The organism is Sinorhizobium numidicum (genome assembly GCF_029892045.1).
Lineage (GTDB): Bacteria > Pseudomonadota > Alphaproteobacteria > Rhizobiales > Rhizobiaceae > Sinorhizobium > Sinorhizobium numidicum.
This window is the reverse complement of record NZ_CP120367.1, coordinates 2,200,142-2,219,312: the sequence shown is the minus strand read 5'-3', so window position 1 is coordinate 2,219,312 and position 19,171 is coordinate 2,200,142. Positions and strand designations below refer to the sequence as shown.

20 protein-coding genes and 7 pseudogenes are annotated in these 19,171 nt (G+C 60.8%); 13 read left to right on the top strand and 14 right to left on the bottom strand.

What is annotated here, in order from left to right; genetic code table 11:
- Positions 1-263 precede the first annotated feature (263 nt).
- From PYH37_RS10560 to PYH37_RS10540, 5 genes and pseudogenes are all read right to left on the bottom strand, one after another.
- The gene (locus tag PYH37_RS10560; protein WP_425336084.1) at positions 264-1,412 is read right to left on the bottom strand and encodes an ABC transporter substrate-binding protein; all 1,149 of its coding nucleotides are present in this window, start codon (positions 1,410-1,412) and stop codon (positions 264-266) included.
- Positions 1,413-1,426: 14 nt separating this feature from the next.
- A complete protein-coding gene (locus PYH37_RS10555) occupies positions 1,427-2,656 on the bottom strand; it encodes an MFS transporter (RefSeq protein ID WP_280731360.1) in 1,230 nt (409 codons plus the stop codon).
- 50 nt (positions 2,657-2,706) lie between these two features.
- Positions 2,707-2,913 (bottom strand): annotated as a pseudogene (locus PYH37_RS10550) (ParB N-terminal domain-containing protein); the annotation flags it as partial.
- 471 nt (positions 2,914-3,384) lie between these two features.
- Entirely contained in the window at positions 3,385-3,894 is a 510-nt protein-coding gene (locus tag PYH37_RS10545; RefSeq protein ID WP_280732475.1) for a DEAD/DEAH box helicase family protein, read from the bottom strand.
- 69 nt (positions 3,895-3,963) lie between these two features.
- Positions 3,964-4,080: pseudogene (locus tag PYH37_RS10540) on the bottom strand (SAM-dependent methyltransferase); the annotation flags it as partial.
- Positions 4,081-4,259: 179 nt separating this feature from the next.
- Here PYH37_RS10540 and PYH37_RS10535 point away from each other — a divergent pair.
- Positions 4,260-5,639 (top strand): transposase, encoded by a 1,380-nt coding sequence (locus PYH37_RS10535; protein WP_280731359.1) that lies wholly within the window; start codon positions 4,260-4,262, stop codon positions 5,637-5,639.
- Between the two features lie 1,203 nt (positions 5,640-6,842).
- Here the strand turns inward: PYH37_RS10535 and PYH37_RS10530 are convergent.
- Entirely contained in the window at positions 6,843-7,823 is a 981-nt protein-coding gene (locus PYH37_RS10530; RefSeq protein ID WP_280731358.1) for an adenylate/guanylate cyclase domain-containing protein, read from the bottom strand.
- 621 nt (positions 7,824-8,444) lie between these two features.
- Here PYH37_RS10530 and PYH37_RS10525 point away from each other — a divergent pair.
- The 3 genes and pseudogenes from PYH37_RS10525 to PYH37_RS10515 all read left to right on the top strand — a co-directional run bounded on the left by PYH37_RS10525 (position 8,445) and on the right by PYH37_RS10515 (position 10,712).
- Positions 8,445-9,269 (top strand): class I SAM-dependent methyltransferase, encoded by an 825-nt coding sequence (locus tag PYH37_RS10525; RefSeq protein ID WP_280731357.1) that lies wholly within the window; start codon positions 8,445-8,447, stop codon positions 9,267-9,269.
- The gene (locus tag PYH37_RS10520) at positions 9,266-9,874 is read left to right on the top strand and encodes an alpha/beta hydrolase (RefSeq protein WP_280731355.1); all 609 of its coding nucleotides are present in this window, start codon (positions 9,266-9,268) and stop codon (positions 9,872-9,874) included. The genes PYH37_RS10525 and PYH37_RS10520 overlap by 4 nt, the downstream gene beginning before the upstream one ends.
- 147 nt (positions 9,875-10,021) lie before the next feature.
- Positions 10,022-10,712, top strand: a pseudogene (locus PYH37_RS10515) (DUF1868 domain-containing protein).
- Between the two features lie 165 nt (positions 10,713-10,877).
- Here the strand turns inward: PYH37_RS10515 and PYH37_RS10510 are convergent.
- A complete protein-coding gene (locus PYH37_RS10510; RefSeq protein ID WP_280731354.1) occupies positions 10,878-11,363 on the bottom strand; it encodes a MarR family winged helix-turn-helix transcriptional regulator in 486 nt (161 codons plus the stop codon).
- A 65-nt stretch (positions 11,364-11,428) separates the two neighbouring features.
- Between PYH37_RS10510 and PYH37_RS10505 the strand changes: the two genes are divergently transcribed.
- Complete coding sequence (locus PYH37_RS10505) at positions 11,429-11,719, top strand: DUF1330 domain-containing protein (RefSeq protein WP_280731353.1); 291 nt, start codon at positions 11,429-11,431, stop codon at positions 11,717-11,719.
- A gap of 227 nt (positions 11,720-11,946) precedes the next feature.
- On the opposite strand, the gene PYH37_RS10500 is transcribed toward PYH37_RS10505, so the two are convergent.
- From PYH37_RS10500 to PYH37_RS10480, 5 genes and pseudogenes are all read right to left on the bottom strand, one after another.
- Complete coding sequence (locus PYH37_RS10500) at positions 11,947-12,276, bottom strand: type II toxin-antitoxin system RelE/ParE family toxin (RefSeq protein ID WP_280731352.1); 330 nt, start codon at positions 12,274-12,276, stop codon at positions 11,947-11,949.
- Positions 12,273-12,548 (bottom strand): type II toxin-antitoxin system ParD family antitoxin, encoded by a 276-nt coding sequence (locus PYH37_RS10495; protein WP_425336083.1) that lies wholly within the window; start codon positions 12,546-12,548, stop codon positions 12,273-12,275. The genes PYH37_RS10500 and PYH37_RS10495 overlap by 4 nt, the downstream gene beginning before the upstream one ends.
- A 385-nt stretch (positions 12,549-12,933) precedes the next feature.
- Positions 12,934-13,467, bottom strand: a pseudogene (locus PYH37_RS10490) (hypothetical protein); the annotation flags it as partial.
- Positions 13,468-13,921: 454 nt separating this feature from the next.
- Complete coding sequence (locus PYH37_RS10485) at positions 13,922-14,182, bottom strand: hypothetical protein (RefSeq protein WP_280731351.1); 261 nt, start codon at positions 14,180-14,182, stop codon at positions 13,922-13,924.
- Positions 14,175-14,444: a type II toxin-antitoxin system prevent-host-death family antitoxin gene (locus PYH37_RS10480; RefSeq protein WP_280731350.1), complete on the bottom strand. Its 270-nt coding sequence runs from the start codon at positions 14,442-14,444 to the stop codon at positions 14,175-14,177. The genes PYH37_RS10485 and PYH37_RS10480 overlap by 8 nt, the downstream gene beginning before the upstream one ends.
- Before the next feature lie 125 nt (positions 14,445-14,569).
- Here PYH37_RS10480 and PYH37_RS32225 point away from each other — a divergent pair, with 125 nt between their 5' ends.
- From PYH37_RS32225 to PYH37_RS10450, 6 genes and pseudogenes are all read left to right on the top strand, one after another.
- Positions 14,570-14,842, top strand: coding sequence for a hypothetical protein (locus tag PYH37_RS32225; protein WP_342394626.1), 273 nt, complete (start codon positions 14,570-14,572; stop codon positions 14,840-14,842).
- 170 nt (positions 14,843-15,012) lie between these two features.
- Positions 15,013-15,267 carry a type II toxin-antitoxin system VapB family antitoxin gene (locus PYH37_RS10470; RefSeq protein ID WP_280731349.1) on the top strand — a complete coding sequence of 85 codons (255 nt, stop codon included), beginning with the start codon at positions 15,013-15,015 and terminating at the stop codon, positions 15,265-15,267.
- Entirely contained in the window at positions 15,267-15,653 is a 387-nt protein-coding gene (locus PYH37_RS10465) for a type II toxin-antitoxin system VapC family toxin (RefSeq protein ID WP_280731348.1), read from the top strand. Before PYH37_RS10470 ends, PYH37_RS10465 begins: the two co-directional genes overlap by 1 nt.
- A gap of 160 nt (positions 15,654-15,813) precedes the next feature.
- Positions 15,814-16,074 carry a CopG family ribbon-helix-helix protein gene (locus PYH37_RS10460; protein ID WP_280731347.1) on the top strand — a complete coding sequence of 87 codons (261 nt, stop codon included), beginning with the start codon at positions 15,814-15,816 and terminating at the stop codon, positions 16,072-16,074.
- Positions 16,074-16,349 (top strand): type II toxin-antitoxin system RelE/ParE family toxin, encoded by a 276-nt coding sequence (locus PYH37_RS10455; RefSeq protein WP_280732473.1) that lies wholly within the window; start codon positions 16,074-16,076, stop codon positions 16,347-16,349. Before PYH37_RS10460 ends, PYH37_RS10455 begins: the two co-directional genes overlap by 1 nt.
- A 54-nt stretch (positions 16,350-16,403) precedes the next feature.
- Positions 16,404-17,540 (top strand): annotated as a pseudogene (locus PYH37_RS10450) (tyrosine-type recombinase/integrase).
- Here the strand turns inward: PYH37_RS10450 and PYH37_RS10445 are convergent.
- The gene (locus PYH37_RS10445) at positions 17,529-17,894 is read right to left on the bottom strand and encodes a hypothetical protein (RefSeq protein WP_280731346.1); all 366 of its coding nucleotides are present in this window, start codon (positions 17,892-17,894) and stop codon (positions 17,529-17,531) included. The pseudogene PYH37_RS10450 and the gene PYH37_RS10445 overlap by 12 nt on opposite strands.
- Positions 17,895-18,256: 362 nt before the next feature.
- On the bottom strand, positions 18,257-18,463 hold the full coding sequence (locus tag PYH37_RS10440; protein WP_280732472.1) for a cold-shock protein: 207 nt from the start codon (positions 18,461-18,463) through the stop codon (positions 18,257-18,259).
- A 144-nt stretch (positions 18,464-18,607) separates the two neighbouring features.
- Between PYH37_RS10440 and PYH37_RS10435 the strand changes: the two are divergent.
- Together PYH37_RS10435 and PYH37_RS10430 are read left to right on the top strand one after the other, a co-directional pair.
- Positions 18,608-18,965 (top strand): annotated as a pseudogene (locus PYH37_RS10435) (site-specific integrase); the annotation flags it as partial.
- Positions 18,957-19,070, top strand: a pseudogene (locus PYH37_RS10430) (VOC family protein); the annotation flags it as partial. The pseudogenes PYH37_RS10435 and PYH37_RS10430, both read left to right, overlap by 9 nt.
- Between the last annotated feature and the right edge of the window lie 101 nt (positions 19,071-19,171).

The window sequence follows — 19,171 nt, the reverse complement described above, 5'->3', positions numbered from 1 at the left end:
AGGAGGCGCCGGCCAGAAGCCGGCGCCTCCGCCCGTTTGATGGTCTGTCCAAACAAATACAAGTTTTCGAAGTCGATCGGCGACTTGCCGACACGGGCGACTAGCTTGTGTTTCTACACGCGTTGCCGCTGCGCAAAAAGCAAAGGCGAGGCTCTTCGTTGAACCCCGCCCGCTAAAAGCATTTTTAGGTTCGGCTGCCGGACGCCGCTTCCTCATTGCCTACTGAGAATGAGCTGGCAGCGGCCGGCCATTTCTCTGCACCTTCACTCCGCGCTGCCAGCAAGGCTGATGGCATAGCCCGGCCGATAGGGAATGGGCAGGAAGCGGCGGTGATACTCCGCAAATGTCGCGTCCGGATCAAGATCGGCGAAGAGGTCCGGATGGAACCATTTCGCCAGTTGCTGGACGGCGACGAACTCGTAGGGGCTGTTGTAGAACTGATGCCAGATGCCGTGGAAGTTCCGAGCCTTCTGCGCTGCGATGTCGGTATAGGCGCTGCGGCTGGTGTACCATTCGAGCTTCTGGCGCGTCACGTTCGGGTCGGCGCCGGGGCCGAGCGGGATCCAGTGCCCGCCGGGCACATAGGCCTCCCAGTCGGCGCTGGTGACGACGACATGTTCGGGATTGGCTGCAATCACTTGCTCGGGATTGAGCTGTCCGAAGGTCGAGGGAAGAATGTCGCTGCCGATATTGTGTCCGCCGGCGAGCTCGGCATATTTGCCGAAGTTCTCGGCGCCGAAAGTAAGGCAGCAATCATCGGCATAGCCGCCAATCCGTTCGATGAAGACCCTGGGGCGCTCCGGCTTCGCCTGGGCGATGACGTCGGTGACGCGGGCCATCGCCTCGTGGCGGAACGCGATGATTTCTTCCGCGCGTGCCTCGCGCCCCATGATCTTGCCGAGGAGGCGAATGGTCGGTTCGGTGTTCTTCAGCGGATAATGGCGGAAGTCGATGTAGAGAACCGGAATCTTCAGCTCGGCCAGCTTTTCAATATATTTAGCGTCCTCGTTGGCGCGCATGGCCTCGAGATTGAGCAGGACCACATCGGGCTTCAGGACGATGGTCGACTCTATGTCGATCAAGCCATTCTCCTGGCCCGGAAAGGCCTGGAGCTTCGCCAGCTTGGGAAAGGCTCCGAGGTATTGCGCGTAGGTCGCCGGATCGGCCTCTATCAGATCGTTGCGCCATGCGACGACGCGCGCCAGCGGGTCTTCCGGTTCCAAAGAGGCGACGAGATAGAGCTGCCGCCCCTCTCCGAGCAGCATGCGCTTGACCGGCGCATTCACCGTCACCTCGCGGCCGGCGATGTCGGTGACGGTGATCGGTGCCTGCCTGTCCGTCGACGCCTGCTCTCCGGCGAACGCCACCGCCGGAATCAGTATGGCCAGGAAGGCGATCGCGGCACGCAGCACCGAAGGTTTTCTCCTCACGATAATTCTCCTTTGTCGAATGATTGGCGCGATTTGAGCCATAGGCCGAGCGCCACAAGAAGTGATAGGCCGTAAAGGCTTGCAACCACCGGGAATGCCAGTTCGAGCCCGAAGCGTTGCGTGGCGACAACGCCGGCAATGATCCCCGCCACCGAAGCACCCTGCTGGCAGGTTTGCGCAAGCCCGAGGACCGACCCTTGTCGATCGCTTCGGCTGCCTGCCGAAACGAGCGCCAGGAGAACCGGCGTTGTCCCTCCAAGGAGCGCGCCCCAGGCGAAATAAAGCGCCGCGAAAAGGCTTATGACGCGGGTCGCGCCGGCAAGGCCCGTAATCACGAGACAGCCGGCCGCGATCAACACGCTGCATCCAAGCACAAAAGACGGTGCACGCCTCTCGAAGAGCCGCGCCCACACCGGCGCGCCGACGACAAAACCGAGCGCAAGAAGGCCGTAGCTCAAGCCGGTGATCCAATGCTGAGCACCGTAGACATTCGACACGTAGAGGGAAAACGGCACTTGCAGCATCATCCGGCTCGCAAGCAGCAAGCCCATCAACACCAGAAGTGCGGGCACGGGTACGCCGGTCGAAGGCGCGCGAGACACCGTTGTCGCCTTGGCCGGTCCCGCGCCGCCTGCTCCTTCCGGCGGTAGCGGCAGGCTCGCCCAGGCGACAGCGGCGCAGACCGCGCAGATGACGCCGTCGGTGAGGTTGACGGCCGCGAAGGGCAAGGCGTCGAGGATGAGACCGCCGAGGAAAGCGCCGCCGAGTGAGCCGACATTGGTGGCCACCTGGAGCCAGGCGAAGAGGCCGGCGCGATCGCGCCCGCCGGTGAGCTCAACGCCGTAGGCCTGGGCCGGGGCGATATAGCCGGCGCAGGCCCCCTGCAGAAACCGCAGCGCCAGAATGGTCCAGACGTCCTCGGCAAAGGCGACGAGCAGTTGCGTGATCGCCAGGCCGGCCAAGGCCCGGACCATCATCAGACGATTGCCGTAGCGGTAGCCCATACGCCCCCAAAAGGCGCTCGTCAGCGACACGCCGAGCATGGGGCAGACATAGACGGCGATTCCCGCGAGGCCGTAGACGCCGTCGGAGGGGCTCAACGCCTTGATCTGGATCGGCCAGAAGGGACCGCTCATTTCCATGGCGCCCATGGAAATGAATTGCAGGCCGAAAAGCAGCGCGAAGACGGGTCCGACGCCGCGCAGGGCGGCGACTATACTGGTCATTGCGCGCCCGCCACCGGATTGGGCAGTTGGTGTTCGACCCGGTAGTCGCGGACCAGGGGCACGATGGCGAGTTGGGAGCGGTGCGCAACGGTCAGCCGATGATGACCGTCCGTCACGAACAGGGCATCCTTCTCGACTGTTATTGGCGCGGTCCATGAACCCGCTTGCAGGATTTGGGCCTGCGGTGCGTCGACCCTGTCGAGATTCACCTCTTCTGTCGGGATCAATTGTGCTGGGGAGAGAAGGCAATATCCCATGCGGTCCGGACTCACGCTCGCTCTTTTGCATATATCTTGAGTTATCGACTCAAGATTATGGCCGCTATAGCCAGCCGTGATTGTACCGTCAAGAGTGCCTTCACGACCGATTGATTGGCGTGTCCGGAGAGCGCGACAAAGGCCCCTCGCCATCGAAGCGCAGACCGACTGGACCTAGGATGCGTTCCATTCGATACACTATGCGATCTTCTTAGCACAGAACGCGAACATCCTCGCGACAAGCCGTGCACAGGCCGTGAAATACGGCTCCCTTCACCAATGCAGAGTCTCAAGGGCGGAGTCGTGCTGACCGCTTTGCGCCCGAAGAGGGTCGTTGGGACGCCAGGTTCGTCATTCTGGAAGCTGCCGGTCGGCTACGAACGCGGAAATACCGCCGCCAGTGAGCGTCTAGGCGGCTAGTCTTTCCCGTATAATCGGGGGCTTTCCCTTCCATCACATAGCTGCACGGCTTCAGGTGAGTTTAGCGAGGATATCGTCGACGACACCTGGGACGGTTTTCGCCGTGTCGATATTGATGCCGGCAGGAAGATGTTCCCGAGTGTGATGGTAGCGGAGTACCAGCGCCCGCTCGGCCGGCTCAAAGCCCGGCTCATTCGGCCGCCCATCTAATCGTCGGTTCAACGTCTCAACGTCGATGTCGAGCACGAAAACCTTGTCGAATAGGTCCAGGAATTTGTGGAAATTGCGCGAGCCGCCACAGAAGAAGGTGGCAGGATGGGTGGTGTCGGCAGCAATAGCCCGGACCTTGTCGACCCGCCAGATCCAGTGCGCGTATCCCCAAACCATGCGGTGCGCGCCTTTGGGCGGTCCTGCGAGTGCCTGGCCTGTCTCGGGGTCGCCAACATAGGCCAAGACCCGGTCACCATGGACGACATGGTAGCCCCGCCGCTCCAGTTCGGTAGCGACAGACGTTTTTCCAGTGCCGGAACCGCCTTCGATCAGATAGTTCTTGATGCCCATGGGGGCTCTTATCATGGCCTTCAATCCGGTGAGAAGAGTCTCTCCGGGCGGGCGCTCCCCTACTCAGTTCATCGTCGAGGCCGAGTAGTAGAGCCGCCCGACGGGGTTGATATTGTCTTCAAGTGTGTCGCCGGCCGTCGGCTCGACCACCATCCACATGCCGTCGGTCTTGAGCGCCTTGCGGATGCCGGGCCGCTTTCGCCCTCCTTCCAGCCATAGGGCGTAGGCTAGCCTCGATCCGAAAGCCGACATTCGGTGAATCGGCGAGGCGGCATGTTTGCGCGGATATTGTTGAAAAACTTGGCATTGCCGATGCTTGGGACGCGTGATTCAATCCTCTGAGTGATTTGCAGGGGATCAGGCGAATGATGGGATGTCAGGCGGTTCCGGCGCAGCTCTTCTACGACTTCTGCCTCGATGAACATGTCCCTGCGGATCATCTGCTGCGCGGGATCGATCGTCACCTCGATCTCGATAGCGTTCGAGCACAGTTGAAGCCTTTCTATAGCAACACTGGTCGGCCCTCAGTTGATCCTGAGCTGATGATGCGAATGCTGATCATCGGCTACAGCATGGGTATCCGGTCGGAACGGCGACTTTGCGAGGAGGTCCATCTCAATCTCGCATATCGGTGGTTTTGCCGCCTTGGCCTGGACGGAAAGGTACCGGATCATTCCAGCTTTTCGAAGAACCGTCATGGCCGGTTCCGGCAAAGTGATATCCTCCGGCACATGTTTGAGACTGTGGTGGAACGGTGCCTTGCCCAAGGGCTGGTGGGAGCAGAAGGCTTTGCGGTTGATGCCAGCCTGATCGCGGCGGACGCCAACAAGCAGCGTTCGGTGCCCGGCACTGAATGGAAAGCCGAAGACGATGCTGGCCGCTCGGTTCAGGAGTATTTGGCGGTTCTGGATGACGCTGCTTTTGGCGCTGCCTCGCCGGTGACGCCGAAGTTCATTTCGCAATCCGACCCGGCAGCTCAGTGGACAGGTGCTCATAAGGGGCATGCCTTCTTCGCCTACGCCACCAATTATCTGATCGATACTGATCACGGTATCATTCTTGATGTCGAGGCGACGCGAGCGATCCGTCAGGCGGAGGTCGGAGCATCCCGCACGATGATCGACAGAACCGAGAACCGCTTCGGCTTGACGCCAGGCTATCTGGCAGCCGACAGCGCTTACGGTTCTGCTGACAATCTTGCCTGGCTGGTGAAGGAAAAGGACATCGCGCCGCACATTCCCGTGTTTGATAAATCCAACAGGACGGACGGGACCTTCTCGCGTTCGGACTTCACCTGGGATGGCGAGGGAGATCGCTACATCTGCCCGGCGGGCAAGGAATTGGTTCAGTTCCGCCGCACCTACGCGACGCCCCGATCGGGCATCACCAGTGAAGGCACCCGGCTTTATCGGGCCAGCAAGAAGGACTGTGATGTGTGCGATCTGAAGCAGCGCTGCTGCCCGAATGCAGTTGCTCGCAAGGTGCCGCGTGATCTCAACGAAGATGCCCGCGATGTGGCCAGAGCAATTGCCGCCACACCCGCTTACGAGCGTTCCCGGCATCGCCGCAAGAAGGTCGAGATGCTCTTCGCTCACCTCAAACGCATTCTCCGGATGGCGCGTTTGAGGCTGCGAGGTCCATGTGGTGCGCGAGACGAATTCCTGCTTGCAGCAACCGCCCAGAACCTCAGAAGACTGGCGAAACTCAGACCACAAAGGCCACCACACGGCGTCATTGCCGCATAAAAGCAGCCAGTAAGGATACCCTGCGCCAAAGTGCGGGGCAGATAACCGATCATCCCTACCGGAAAGATGCTGCAACAGCCCGATGAACAGTTAACTGGCCGAGTTTTTCAACGATATCCGCCATGAACGGACGTTCTTGGTGCACAAGTTCATTTCGCGGATGCCACAATGAAACGTGCCGCTCGTGTGACTAGATCGCCGCTGCATCGGTCCGGCATTCGGTAGCAAACGCCACCAGACTCACGCCTTCCAGCGTCCGGACGCCCTTACTCGCGATGAGCCAATCACGGGGAGCGTTTCGGCGATAGCTGAAGCGACCTTCGTGTTGGCAGCTTTGTTGCGGCGGCCGCGAGATGGGCTTCCACGCAGCACAATTCCGAAAGTCGTCGCGACATGCTGCCGGGAACGCTCCTCACCGGTAAGCGATCGGTTCTCGAGGTCAATCCAACCCGTCAATTCAGGCCGGCACGGGCAAGTCCCTCGATCAGGCGCGCCCGATCCTCGGCGCGGACGAAAGAAGATGTTGCTCCGACCGCGTCCCGTGAAATGTCAGGGACTAGCGACTTGAGCCGTCCGAGCAAGTCCGTGGCAGCCTCCTGGTTGTCCAGAAGTCCGGCACAGGCCGTGCCGATGACCAGCGGAACCGCGTGGCCGGACCGCAAGCGATGCGCCTCCCGTGCATAACTCAATCCAAGCTCGTAATTCGCGCCCTGGAAGTAAGCCATGGCGTAGTAGAACTGAAAGTCGCCGAGAAAAGCCTCGCGCGGGCTCAGTCTGAGGGCGTAGTCGATGCAAGGAATGGCGTCCGCCGCGCGGCCCCCGTTGGCATGCGCAAGTCCCAACTGGCCGTGTGCAAACGCGGAGTTGGGGTTGATCGCGACAGCCTGGCTGATCGCTGCCATCGCCAGGACATTGTCACGCGTCGCAAAGGCTATCATCGCCTGCGCAAGGTAAGCCCACGGTTCCTTATCGTCCGCGGCAATGGCTTGTTGGACGATATCCCTGGCAAGGGCCAGGGCGTATCCCATGTCCTCCCACCCCTGGAACGCGCGCCACATCGTAATCCAACCTTTCATGGCGAGCGCCTGGGCATAATCGGGAGCCAGTCCGATTGCCCGATCGAGCAGGGGGAGCATCTTCCGGCTGCTCTCCTCAGACAACTGGGAACACAGGAACACCGCCCGCACGACACATTCCCAGGCATCAAGGCCATGATGCGGCTTGGGGCTTTCGCGGGCATGCTCTGCCGCCAGGAGTTCCGGCCCGATGCGGCCGACGACGCTTGCGGTGATTTCGTCCTGAATGACGAAGATGTCGCCGAGGTCGCCGTCGTACCTCTCGGCCCAGAGATGGACTTCGGAGGCCGCATCGATGAGCTGCGCGGTCACCCTCACGCGGTTGCCGGACTTGCGGACACTGCTCGCGCCCGATGGCGCGCACATCCACGGGCTTTCCCTTGTAGGTGAACATCGTGTTGCGGGCGATCACGAAGAAGCCCTTGAGCTTGGATAGCGCGGTGGTGATGTCCTCGGTGAGCCCATCGCTGAAGAAGTCCTGCTCCGGGTCGGCGCTCATGGCGTTGAACGGCAGCACGGCAATGGATGGTCGGTCCGGAAGTGCGCGCCTGGGCGATGCCGTTCGTGCGGTCGACCCTTCCAGAAGGGGGCGGTACAGTCGCACCGGCCGCCCCATGTTCTTGAGCGCGCGTTCGCCGAGGTACTCGTAGTCGCAGTCAAGCTTGCCCTGGAGGTGATCGTACGCCGTGCCGGAAATGCAAATGCCGCCTGGATCTGCCAGGGTCTGGAGGCGGGCCGCGATGTTGACGCCATCGCCGTAGAGATCCCCATCAACCTCGTGGATCACATCACCGAGATTGACGCCGATCCGGAAGATGATGCGTCGCTCCGTTGGGATATCGGCCTGGTTCTCGGCAACGCCCGTCTGGATGGCGACCGCGCACGCGACGGCATCGACGACCGAGCCGAACTCCACGAGCGCACCGTCGCCCATCAGCTTGACAATACGGCCCTGATGCTCGGCCAGCAGCGGATCGATCACATCCCGGCGCAGAACCTTCAGGGCCGACAACGTCCCAGCCTCGTCATGTTCGACGAGGCGGGAATAGCCGACGACGTCAGCGGCCAGGATCGCGGCCAGCCGCCGCTCCGCTCTTGCAGTTGCCATGGCTGTCTCTCCCTCAGGAGATCCGCCGGATGAAGCCCAGGCGATTGACGCGACATGCACCATCCGGCTGCCCGACACCGCGACCGTGCTGGTTCATGATACCACTGAGACGGTCATGTGGCGACGCTTCACGAGAGAGCAGCCTTCGACAGGAACAGGATCCGCGAAGCGGTCACTGCAAAGGTCTGTTGCGGTCCAATGGAAGGACGGCGTCATTCGAAGGAAGGTCCGTTTTCGGGACTTCGAACCCACTGGCGCGCTGAACTTGCCGAAGCGGTTGTCGTTGGCGGTGGGAACAATCGCTCCGTCAGCCACGTGTCCCAACCTCAGGATGGTCTGGAGTGGGCCAATCGAGCCATTCATCGCGTGGGTCGCCGATGACCAGGAACGGGTCGAGGAATTCGCGTTCATTGAGCTTGAGAATGGGTGGGCAGGAGACCTTAGCTTACCGGGGCATCGATCGCGCATGTGCCACGATGAGCAGCAGTTCCTCAGTGGCGCACACCCGTCGGGAACAGCAGCCTTTGTTCGGTATGGACCGGACATCCGAGAGCTTCATCACGCAGTCACCGAATCGGTCGAATACCACGCGCGGATCGGAACAACCGCGCGGCATGCACCATGAAGGAATCGCGTCACAACAGCTCCATCCTCGCATTCCAACAGAAGCGGGGTAAGGACTCGGTCGCCTTTTTCCTGCCGTTCCTCGGTCCAGACATGACGGTCCTGGACATTGGTTGCGGTCCTGGAACGATTACAGCTGCCTTGGCCAGCGTTGTGGCGAATGTGATTGGACTAGACCTGGAACCCAAAGCAATTGAAGCGGCCAAGCAACTCGCGCGTGGTTGTGAGCGCGCGAACTTGAGCTTCATCGAAGCGGACATGACCGCGCTGCCGTTTGACAGCGACACAGTCGACGCGGTGTTCTTTCATGCCGTCCTCTATCACCAGAGTCAGGAGGTACTGACAAGAACACTCGCCGAGGCAAGAAGAGTGCTGAAGCCAGGTGGGCTGCTCGCGACGCGCGATGCCGATGCAGGCGGTAACGTTCTTTATCCCGAGTCTCAAGGACTTTGCACCGCGCTCGACCTCTGGCAGAGGTGGTACGAACATGCCGATCCGGAAGCTCCCAGATTTGGCCGCCGCCAGGCTTCGGTACTTCGCGCACATGGTTTTGTTCCGATCTGGAGCGGGGCGAGTTATGTGAACCACAGCGAAGACGCGTTCGCTCGCAACGAGACGGTGGCGGATGCGCGGCGAAGCCTTCTCGGTCTCGGGTCCGAGCTTGTCACTAAGGGGCTGGCTGAAGACGCCGAAATCCAGGCAGCACTCGCCGCGTGGGATTGCTGGGGCTCCGATCCGGACTCGGTCTACTTCAGGTGCCGATGCGAATGCGTCGCCCGCAAGACTGATCAACTCGACACAAGCGGAAGGCCTGGCGTATGACCTGGCGGTATCAGTTGATAGCAGGCGCCGAACCGGCGCGAGCGCCACTCGTGCTTCTGCACGGTTCCGGCCGCGACGAACAGGACATGGTGCCGCTTGCGGCCAAATTCGCTCCGGGGTCGACGGCGGTCGCGGTACGCGGTGCGATTCCGTGGGAACGTGGCTATGCTTTCTTCCGTCGGTTCGAGGATCGATCGATCGACGAAGCAAGCGTTCTCGAGCAGGGGCACTCGCTCGCAGAGTTTATTAACGATGTGGGAGTGCGCTATGGCTTCCAGAAGCCTCCGATCCTGATTGGCTTTTCGAACGGCGCAATCATGGCAGCGGCGTTGATTCAGCTCTACCCGGACCTGATGGGCGCAGCGGTGCTTCTGCGCCCGCTGTCACCGTTCGCGACCCCTCACCGGGAGCGCCTTCCGGGCACCCCCGTGCTCATTATCGATGGCAGCGACGACGAGCGTCGGACACCAGGCGACGGCCTCCGCTTGGCTAAGACCCTGGAGCACGCTGGTGCCGTTACGAGGCACCATGTTCTCAACGCAGGACACAGCATAGGGCCGGAGGATTGCGCGTTCGTTCGGGATTGGCTGGTATCCCGCCGGTGATGCCCGCCATTCGCATCGGCAGCCTGAGGCAAGCCGTCCTTCGTTTCTTCGAAGAGCGGATATCGTTGCGACTCCGCCGGTGTCACGTGGTTTTCTTCCGACTCGCATATAGGCGGCACACAGTCTGCTTCTCGACGGATATGGCATATGGACACTTCTTCACTTTCACCGGGACTGTTGTATTGCTCAAAGGTGCACAATCTCTCGCCGCCGAGAGAGCTGGGCCGGCGCTATGATCGTGCGGGGAATTTCCTGCCAGAGCCCGGCAATACGGTCGTCTGCCATATCGTCGAAGGGTCGGAGACCGAAAAGGCGCTCATCGAGGCGCGTGCCAAATACTTGGCGATGCCGGAAGCGTCGCAGTTCGCGTTCACGCCGATCTCCAGCCTGCATATGACGCTTTTTCAGGGAATCATCGAATACCGACGGCGGCTGCCTTTCTGGCCGGCTGATGTCGATCTCGATACCCTGACCGAGCTGTTTCGCGAGAGACTGCCGGCCCTTCCGCGTGCGCGTGACGAAAGCAGAGCCACGGGGTCTGGTGGTCGAAGGTCCGACCGCAGATGATCGCAAGGCAATGAAAGGCTGGCGGGACGCCTTGGCGGATATCTTCGGCTATCGTCATCCGGATCACGACACGTACGAATTTCACATCACCTTCAGCTAAGTTATCGAGCGGCTGGACGAGCCGGCGCTCCCGCGTTGGCAGCAGATGTTGGATAGCGTCGTGGACGAGCTCTCGCAGCGCGCACCGGTGCTTGAGCTACGCCCGCCGGCCTTCTGCGCTTTCAATGACATGACGCACTTCGAGGAACTGCGATTGTTCAACTTCGCCTGACGCACGCCATCGATCAGGGAAATCAGGGTGGCGGATCAGATGACCGCTGGAACCAGCATTCTTGTCCGCTTTGGGCCGATCCAAGACCTTGGCGGACAGGATCCAGACGTCTGCTTTTCGTGTTGGTATCGTAGCAGCGGACGGTCTGCCGTCGGCCGATTCCTGTCATTCCGCCCCATCGCAGGTCGCCCCGGCCGTCGAGGTCGCAGCCTGCGCGGCGACAGCAAGCCGGGACATGACGCTCGCCGCAACACGCGATGCCTCCTCGCCAAGAGCCTCAGCCAACCGGGTGCGGGCGCGCTCCCAGGCGGCCATGGACTCGTCCATCAACCGGCGGCCCTCGTCGGTAAGCACCAAGCGTTTGCCGGCCCGGCCTCGCCCTCCATGATTGCGCACGAGATTGCTCCGTTCGAGGCTCTTTACGCTGCGGCTGAGAGTGGTGGCGTCGACCCCGGCGCGCGCCGCCAGTTCAGCGAGCGTTGGCTCGTGGCTGCCTCCAATCCCCACCAGAAGGCTGAACTGCTCTGCGGTGATCCCCAGGGGCCGAAAGCAGGCATTGTAGTAGCGCGTGAGCGCTCGCGCCGTGACCCGGGCCTGGAAGGCCGGGCACTCGGTTTCGACGCGGCGATAGAAATCAAAAGCCTCTGTCATTTGCAGGTCTCGACACTCTCCGACTGATGAAATACTGTATATACAGCATTGTTAAGGAGTTGCCCATGACGGCCTATGTCCACGTTAATCTGCGTATCAAAAATCCGGCCAGGCAAGCCGCATTGGCGCCGCGCTTTCAGGCAGCGCTACAGGCAGCGGGAGGCCGCATCCTCCACTTTGGGCCGGTGGCCCAGCTGCTGGAAGGGGACGTGACGCCATTGCCTATGGCCGGCATCTTCGAATTCGCGACCCTCGCCGACGCGCTGGCGTTTTATCAGTCATCGGAGTACGCGCCGATCAAGGTTGAGCGCGACGCGGCGCAGGAAGCACGCATGTTTGTTGTCGACGCGGGCTAAAGAGTTCCAAGACCGCATCGTCCGGCCACCTGGCCCTGACCGACGCGCCGTTTTCCGATCCTTTTTGAGAAAGCCGGCCACGCCGGGCAACGGCAGCTATCGCAGGGTTGTCTCAGGAACCGGCCTGTCTGTAATGCGGCCCCAGAGCCGACTTTCATCCCTCGCCTTGAACGGGTTCGAACCTCCGGCCCACCAAATAGATTCCAACGACGAGAATATCCGATCGGTCAGTGACTGTTCGGCTCCTGCGTCCACTGCGGAATGTCCCGCTTGGCATGTAGCACGCGCCACACGTCGACATGATCTGGCTGGTCGCGATAGAAAACGAGATAGGGATATCGCCTCAGAGAGACACTCCGCAGGTCAGGCAATCCCAACTCGTATGCATACCGCAACGACCCGGACTCCGGATGGCTTGCGATCAAAGAGTACGCCTCTTGAAGAGCGTCGATAAAGCCGAGCGCGATCTCGGTTCCTGCTTCGCGTACATAATAGTCGATGGCCACCTCGACGTCGCTGCGACCCAACTCCCGGGGAATAATGGTCTTATCGTTCACGTTCTGCGCTGACCACGAACTCGATCACGCAGACCGGTGAAATATTCCGCATCGACCGGCTCAGTTGGTGCGGACGAGGCTCCGTCAAGCAACAGCCTGCGTAACGCGAGGCGATCCTGATCTCGACGTATCAACTCCCGAATATACTCACTACTTGTCCCATAGCCCCGTCCGGCGACTTGCTCATCGACGAAGCTCTTGAGATGGTCCGGCAAGGAAATGTTCATTGTGCTCATGCGAAAGACCATAGCGGCGTTGGCAAAAATTGGCAAGACCGGCCGCTTCCCTTGAACCATCAGCGGCATGGCAGTACGCAGGTTCCCGTTGATACATTATGCGAACTTTTGAGCCCAGAACGTGAACATCCTCCCAACAAGCCGGGCACAGGGCTCGTGAAGAACGGCTCTCTTCGACCCGAACCGGTCCTTACCGCATCTTCACCGAGTGACAAAGGTGGGTGGATGGAAAGTTCACATTGCCGCCTTCGGTCTGAACGTGAAGAAAGCGCCATATGAGCAGTCGTTTCCGTCCTGCGACTAAATGGCGACTTAGGCTGCTTCAACGGTCGTCTGTGGCCGTGGAATTGCCTCGACGCAGATGTTCGAATCCCACCCGACCTCGGGAAACTCGCCAAGGTGGTGGGCATCCCAGAGCCACTCAACCTTCCAGCAAGTAATCCGCCAAGCTGTAGCAGTGGCTCGCCTGGTAGGCGTTCCGACCCCGGTTCATGTGCGTCAGATTGAATCTCCGAATGGCGCGCAACACGTGGCGGGTCGCGAGCAATTTGTGGATCGAGGCGGAGCCCCGCACATTTATGCCAAAAATGTCCTCGCCGCGCGGGAAGAAATAGCCGACGTCTTCTGGCGTCGTGACGCAGTGCTCGAGAAACGGTTCGTCCAAATGGCCCCGGGCGGGTGAATGGTCGGTGGTGAAATCCGAAAGATGCACCAGGAATCTTGCACGGATGCCCTCGCCGTCCGCATAGAGCGTGAAAAGCTCCATCGAGCTCGCATTAACGCGGACAAGCGGCTTGTCGGAAGTCTACGGCAGACAAGACACCGACCAGTAGTGACGCTCGGATTTGCGCGGGATGGGGATGCAGTTTTGGCCGTAGAGCCTGAGGCGAAGGCCTTCCATGGCGTTCGAGCGGAAAACGCTGCGCACCATCTTGCGGCGGCGCTCCATTTCCTCCGGGGTGATGGCCGGTGCCTTCGGCTTAACGGCAATTGCCATGGCAAGTCTCCTTTTGCGGCATCAGCTTTAGGCTGCGGACAGCGCCCGCTCTACCGCTTACGGCTCCTTCTTGATGACGGTGAGAAGGATACAGGCGCGTCAACATTGGATCGGCCCTGCCGGATGGCGCGAACGTCAACCTCTGCTGGAATATGAACACCATATTCCACTGTTTCGGCCTCGGCCTTGGCATAAGCAAGAGCTTCCCGGGCGCCCTGCAAAATCCGCGATCCTGCGACGATCTTCTTCCCTCACTTCGTCCTGTCGATGCGACCGCGCCTTTGCGCCAAGTGGCGACGAAAGCGGATCAGAATTTGGTCCATGAACGGGCCGCTGAACCGGCCTCGCGGTCTCTGATTGGGGTCAAAGTAGAAGGACCGTTCAAGCACATCATAGTTGTATTCGCTGACGGTTATCCAGCCAGATTTGAAGTCCGACAAACCCGCTCTGCGCAGCTCCAAGGGCGGGATGACCAAGGCGTCCTGATCAGGACGGGGCGCGCTCCCGAGATCGGCAGGATGATCAAATGCGTTATGCCCTGCTGCTCGTCCTTGATAACCATGGCAAGGCAAACCGGCCGGTCTTTCTCGCCATTTCTCCGGCCCGCCTGAGCCTGCCAGTCCCACAAATATTCGTATTCGAGGATCTGGCCGTCATCGAATTTCTTAGTCATTCTGCGGCTCATCGGAAACGCGAGCCAAGCGCTTGTCCAATTCGGACAGAATCATGTCGCTGAGTTCTTGCGGCGTTTCGCTCGTCCGGTAGACCCTGCGCGGATCCGCTCCCTTGGTGATGCGCTCGAAAAGATCGACGGGCACGACGACAACGGAGGCGCGGCCGTGCTTGGTAAGGGTGATGGGCTCGCGCATGGCCTCGTCATGGTAGCGCCCGAAATGCCGAATAAATTCGACGGTGGAAACGGTCTTGGTGGTCATGGAACTTACCTCGTTCTGACTAATCTGAATAATACAGAAAAGCCAGAAAAAGGCAAGCCCTTTCAGCGCTTCGACCGGTCCATTCCCTATTTGATCTATCCAAGCCGCTCGCCAAGCGAGGGCACGTGCTTCTGGCCGGCTTCGGCCAGCATGGCGATGAGATATCGGCCTGTTTCAGGCCTGCGATCTCAAAGCCTCGCGTCTTCGGCTTCGGCCGTTTATTTGTCGTCGATAAAGCCACCAACTCCACCGTCGGCGAAGTGGGGTTCGCTCACTTCCATCGCGGTCATGGCGCGACCTTTGACGGTTCACCTGAAGCGATGTGGAAAATAGACAGCGCATCTTCCGGAAAGGTCTGCGACAAGACTTTGATTTCCTTTCCGTCACGCGGACGCTGATTTCGGCGTCGCGTCACTATCGATAGGGACCCAGTATCGATAGTGATTAATTTCACGGCGCGAAGCCGCTAAAGTCGCGTCGGCCGCATACCGCTAGGCGGCGTATCCAACCCTTGCGCCTGCGCCGGAGCTAGGTAGAATATGGACAACGAGGAACCAAGGAACCAGAAATGGCGCTCAGCATTAAAGATCTAGAGACGGAACGCCTGGCAAAGGCACTGGCCGAGAAGACTGGTGAAACTATTACCATGGCGACCCGCCGCGCACTGGAAGAGCGGCTGCGGCGTCTCGCAAACACGGGAAATCGCGATGTTCTTCTCGAGGAGCTTGCCGCCAGCCGTCGACGCTGGGCGAAGCTGCCGGTGCTCGACAACCGCTCTGCCGATGAGATTTTGGGGTATGACGAAAACGGGCTCCCCAACTGATGGTCATCGACACCTCCGCCATCGTCGCGATCGCATTCAATGAGCCGGAAGCGGAAAGCTACGAGCAAAAAGTCGTCGACGCTCCACGGCGCTTCATCTCGGCCGCGACAGTCCTTGAACTGGCAATCGTCATCGAGGCGCGCCTCGGCGAGGCAGGTGCCGCCGAGCTCGATCTATGGCTCTACAAGGCGGGCGTCGAAATCGTCGCCGTCGACGCGGAGCAGATCGCCGTCGCAAGGCGAGCCTGGCGCAGCTACGGCAAAGGCCGACATCCGGCAGGTCTGAATTATGGAGACTGTTTCTCCTATGCGCTGGCCAAGACGCGCAACGAACCGCTGCTCTTCAAAGGTGATGATTTCTCACGCACCGACATGCAGGCGGCATGACAATGCGCCCGGAGGACGAGGCGCGCGACATCCCGCGCACGGCGCTGTCGACCGGCGAGCGGCCGCCGGGCAATCTCGCCGCCGCCATTCGCGCTTGATTTTTCTCCAAGTTAATCAATATTAATCACTGTGATTGAAAATGAATCGACAGGGCCAAAACATGGAAACGAAGGTAGTGACAGCGCACGTGCCCCTGCCGCTCGCCGAAAAAGTCGATCAGATCGCGGCTCGACTTGAGCGTTCGCGCGGTTGGATCGTGAAGCAAGCGCTGGCGGCCTGGATCGACCAGGAAGAGGAACGCCGGCGCATGACTCTGGAGGCGCTCGCTGACGTGGACAGTGGCCGGGTGATTGACCATCAGTCCGTGCAGGCGTGGGCCGACAGTCTCGACAGCGACAAGCCGCGGCCGCTACCGCTGTGATGAAGCTTGAGTGGTCGAGTAAAGCGGTGTCCGATCTCGGGCGCCTCTATGATTTCCTGGCGCTAGTAAATCGGCAAGCCGCTGTCCGCACCGTCCAATCTTTGACAAGCGCTCCAACAAGCCTGCTTGAACAACCATGGATCGGCGAGCGGCTGGAGGAGTTCAATCCCCGCGAGGTCCGCCGAATCGTCGTTGGCCATTACGAAATGCGCTATGAGATCAGGCAGTCAACGATCTACGTGCTGCGGCTTTGGCATACGCGTGAAGAGCGATAACGAGGTGCTGATCGAAAGGGCGTTCATTGGCAACGGAAAACCGTCCTGTGACAAATTGACGAGGATGCGATCGTGAAACGGGCCGAGGCGCTCGACGCACTCGACGCAATTCTGCCGTTTAACCGCCGCGACCAGCTCGCCGGTCTCCTGACCGACGACGACGTTGCCATACTCAAGCATCTCGCCAGCGAAGGCATGGGGAAGAATCCGCTGAGGGCCCTTGCCTCCGACCTCGGCTACCGCGAGGTCTGGTGCCAGCTTGCGACCGACTCCCCCCTCCCCTGGCCGGCGCCGGAAAGCCTGCTGCTGAAATTCGTTGCCCACCACCTCTGGGACCGGGTGAAGCGAGCCGAGGACGCGGGCCGCGCCATGCCGGCGGAGGTCGAGGCCGGATTGCGCGCCGAGCGCCTGCTGAAGGCCGTCGGCCCGCACGCGCCCGGCACAGTGCGGCGACGGTTGACGAGCTGGTCGGTTCTCATCCGCTGGCGGGGCTTAAGCGGCTCGTTTTCAGCGCCCTCGCTCAAGAGCGCACTTCGCCTAGCGGTGAAGGCAAGCAGCCGGCCACGGCAAAGGAAAAGCAAAAAGGCGGTTACCGAGGATGTCCTGGCGAAGCTGCTTCAGGCCTGCGCCGGCGATCGGCTCGTCGACTTGCGCGATCGCGCGTTCTTGTTGACCGCCTTTGCCTCCGGCGGCCGTCGCCGTTCGGAGGTGGCGGATTTGCGCGTCGAGGATCTCCACGAGGAGGAGCCGGTGCGCGCCGATCCGGCCGATGAGAACTCCCCTGCCCTGCCTGTCGATCCGCCTCGGCCGCACGAAAACGACAACTAGCGGCGACGACGAACATGTGCTGCTGATCGGTCGGCCGGTGACCGTCTTGAAACGATGGCTCACGGAAGCACGGCTCACCGCGGGACCGGTATTCCGGCGCATTGATCAATGGGATAACGTCGACCGGCGGGCGCTCACGCCACAGTCGGTCAACCTGATCCTGAAGCGCCGTTGCAAGCAGGCCGGCCTCGACGCGGCACGGCGCATGGGCTGAGATCCGGTTATCTGACGGAGGCGGCCAATCGCGGCGTTCCGCTCCCCGAAGCGATGCAGCAGTCGCTGCACAAGTCAGTGACGCAGGCGGCGAGCTACTACAACAAAGCCGAGCGCAAGCTGGGACGCGTGGCGCGGCTAATCGTTTAAACGCGACGATGCGGCGGCGGCATCGAATGGCGTGTCGGTCGGCCTATCGGGCGATGACGGTTCTTCCGCCGTCGACGCCTCCACCAATCGATCTTGGTTTGCGGCAATTTCTGCCCTGGCCCAGGTTTCAGCGCGCTCCATCAGCGAAGCCATTTCGCGCTTCAGGTCATGGGATCGTAGCAAGATGCCCGCATGAGTTCGATTGTGACGCGGGTCGTAAAAGGTAGTGATCTCCGCGCCAGCGGCCTGCCTCGCCGCTTCCAGCTGCGCCTTCAACGCAGCCAGCTCAGCCTTCGTCGCAAAGTAACGTCTCATCACCTCGATGAGCTCGCGGTCGCTCGCGTTGGCTTCCATGGTTCCGCTCTCGCATTCTGATCGCGTGACGGCATGACCGATAAGAGTGGCAAAATCGGGGTGCGGCCGGCCTGCTGAAAACTGCGCACCGACGGCACGAAAACGCCCGGCGCGGAGGAGGTGCGCCGGGCTTCGTTAAGTGACCGACAGCTGGGAGGAGGAAGGCTGTCCGTCGAACCGAAGCGGTTCGGGAGGAGGTGAACCGCCTCGACACTAAAAAGGTGGTGTTGCATTGCAACAAATTCAAGAACGTTCACGTCGCGGCGGGGCCGGGTGCACCACTCTTACCGGTCGCTGAATACTCTAAACGGAAAAGGCCGAGTCGACCCCGGCCTATCCTAGCTCGCGTGTGAGGAACCGGGCTAGGCCTGCAAATTGTCCGCCGACATCTTGCCGGACTTACGATCCTTTACCAGCTCATAGGTGATCTTCTGACCATCCTTCAGATCTCGCAGGCCAGCCCGCTCCACTGCAGAAATGTGGACGAAAACATCGGCGCTGCCGTCGTCCGGCTGGATGAAGCCAAAGCCCTTTGTTGCGTTGAACCATTTTACCGTACCCGTCGCCATAGTCTTCCCTTGATCTTGGCCTGCCGAACCGTAGCCAGTCAGGCTCGTCATATGCTGCAGCACAGATAGATCGTTCTGGATTCGGCGGAAAGCCGAAATTTTTGGCGGAGGCTGTCACGGTTCCCTCCAGGTTGAGAGAAGCGACCGACCGACAAGACCTCCCCTGCCCTATCCGTCTCACTATCAACCTCGGCCGCACCAAGACCACCGTCGCCGATGACGACGCGCCCGTCATCCTGATCGGCCGACCGGCAATCGCCTTGAACGGTGGCTGGCGGAACCGGGATCGACGACGGGCGCGGTGTCCCGGCGCATCGATCAATGGGACAATGTTGACCGGCGCGCGCTAACGCCGCAATCGGTCAACCTGGTTCTGAAGGCCGCTGTAAGCAGGCCTCGATCCGACGCTATTTTCGGCGCACGGGCTGAGATCCGGCTATCTGACCGAGGCGGCGAACCGCGGTGTTCCTCTGCCCGAAAGCCGATGCAGCAGTTACTGCACATGATTGCCGATCCTGATCGCGATCGCGCCAAACGCGCAACCGAAGTCATGCTCGGCATGGTCAAGCTCGATATCGCCGCGATCGAGCGCGCCTTTAACGGTTAGGACTGAGCGCGCTCGTCTGCGGCACCGAATTCGTCGCTCACGACTTCGTGCCTTCAGACTTCTTCCGCGGGGGTTCATTATCGTGAGCGTCCGTGCCGGCT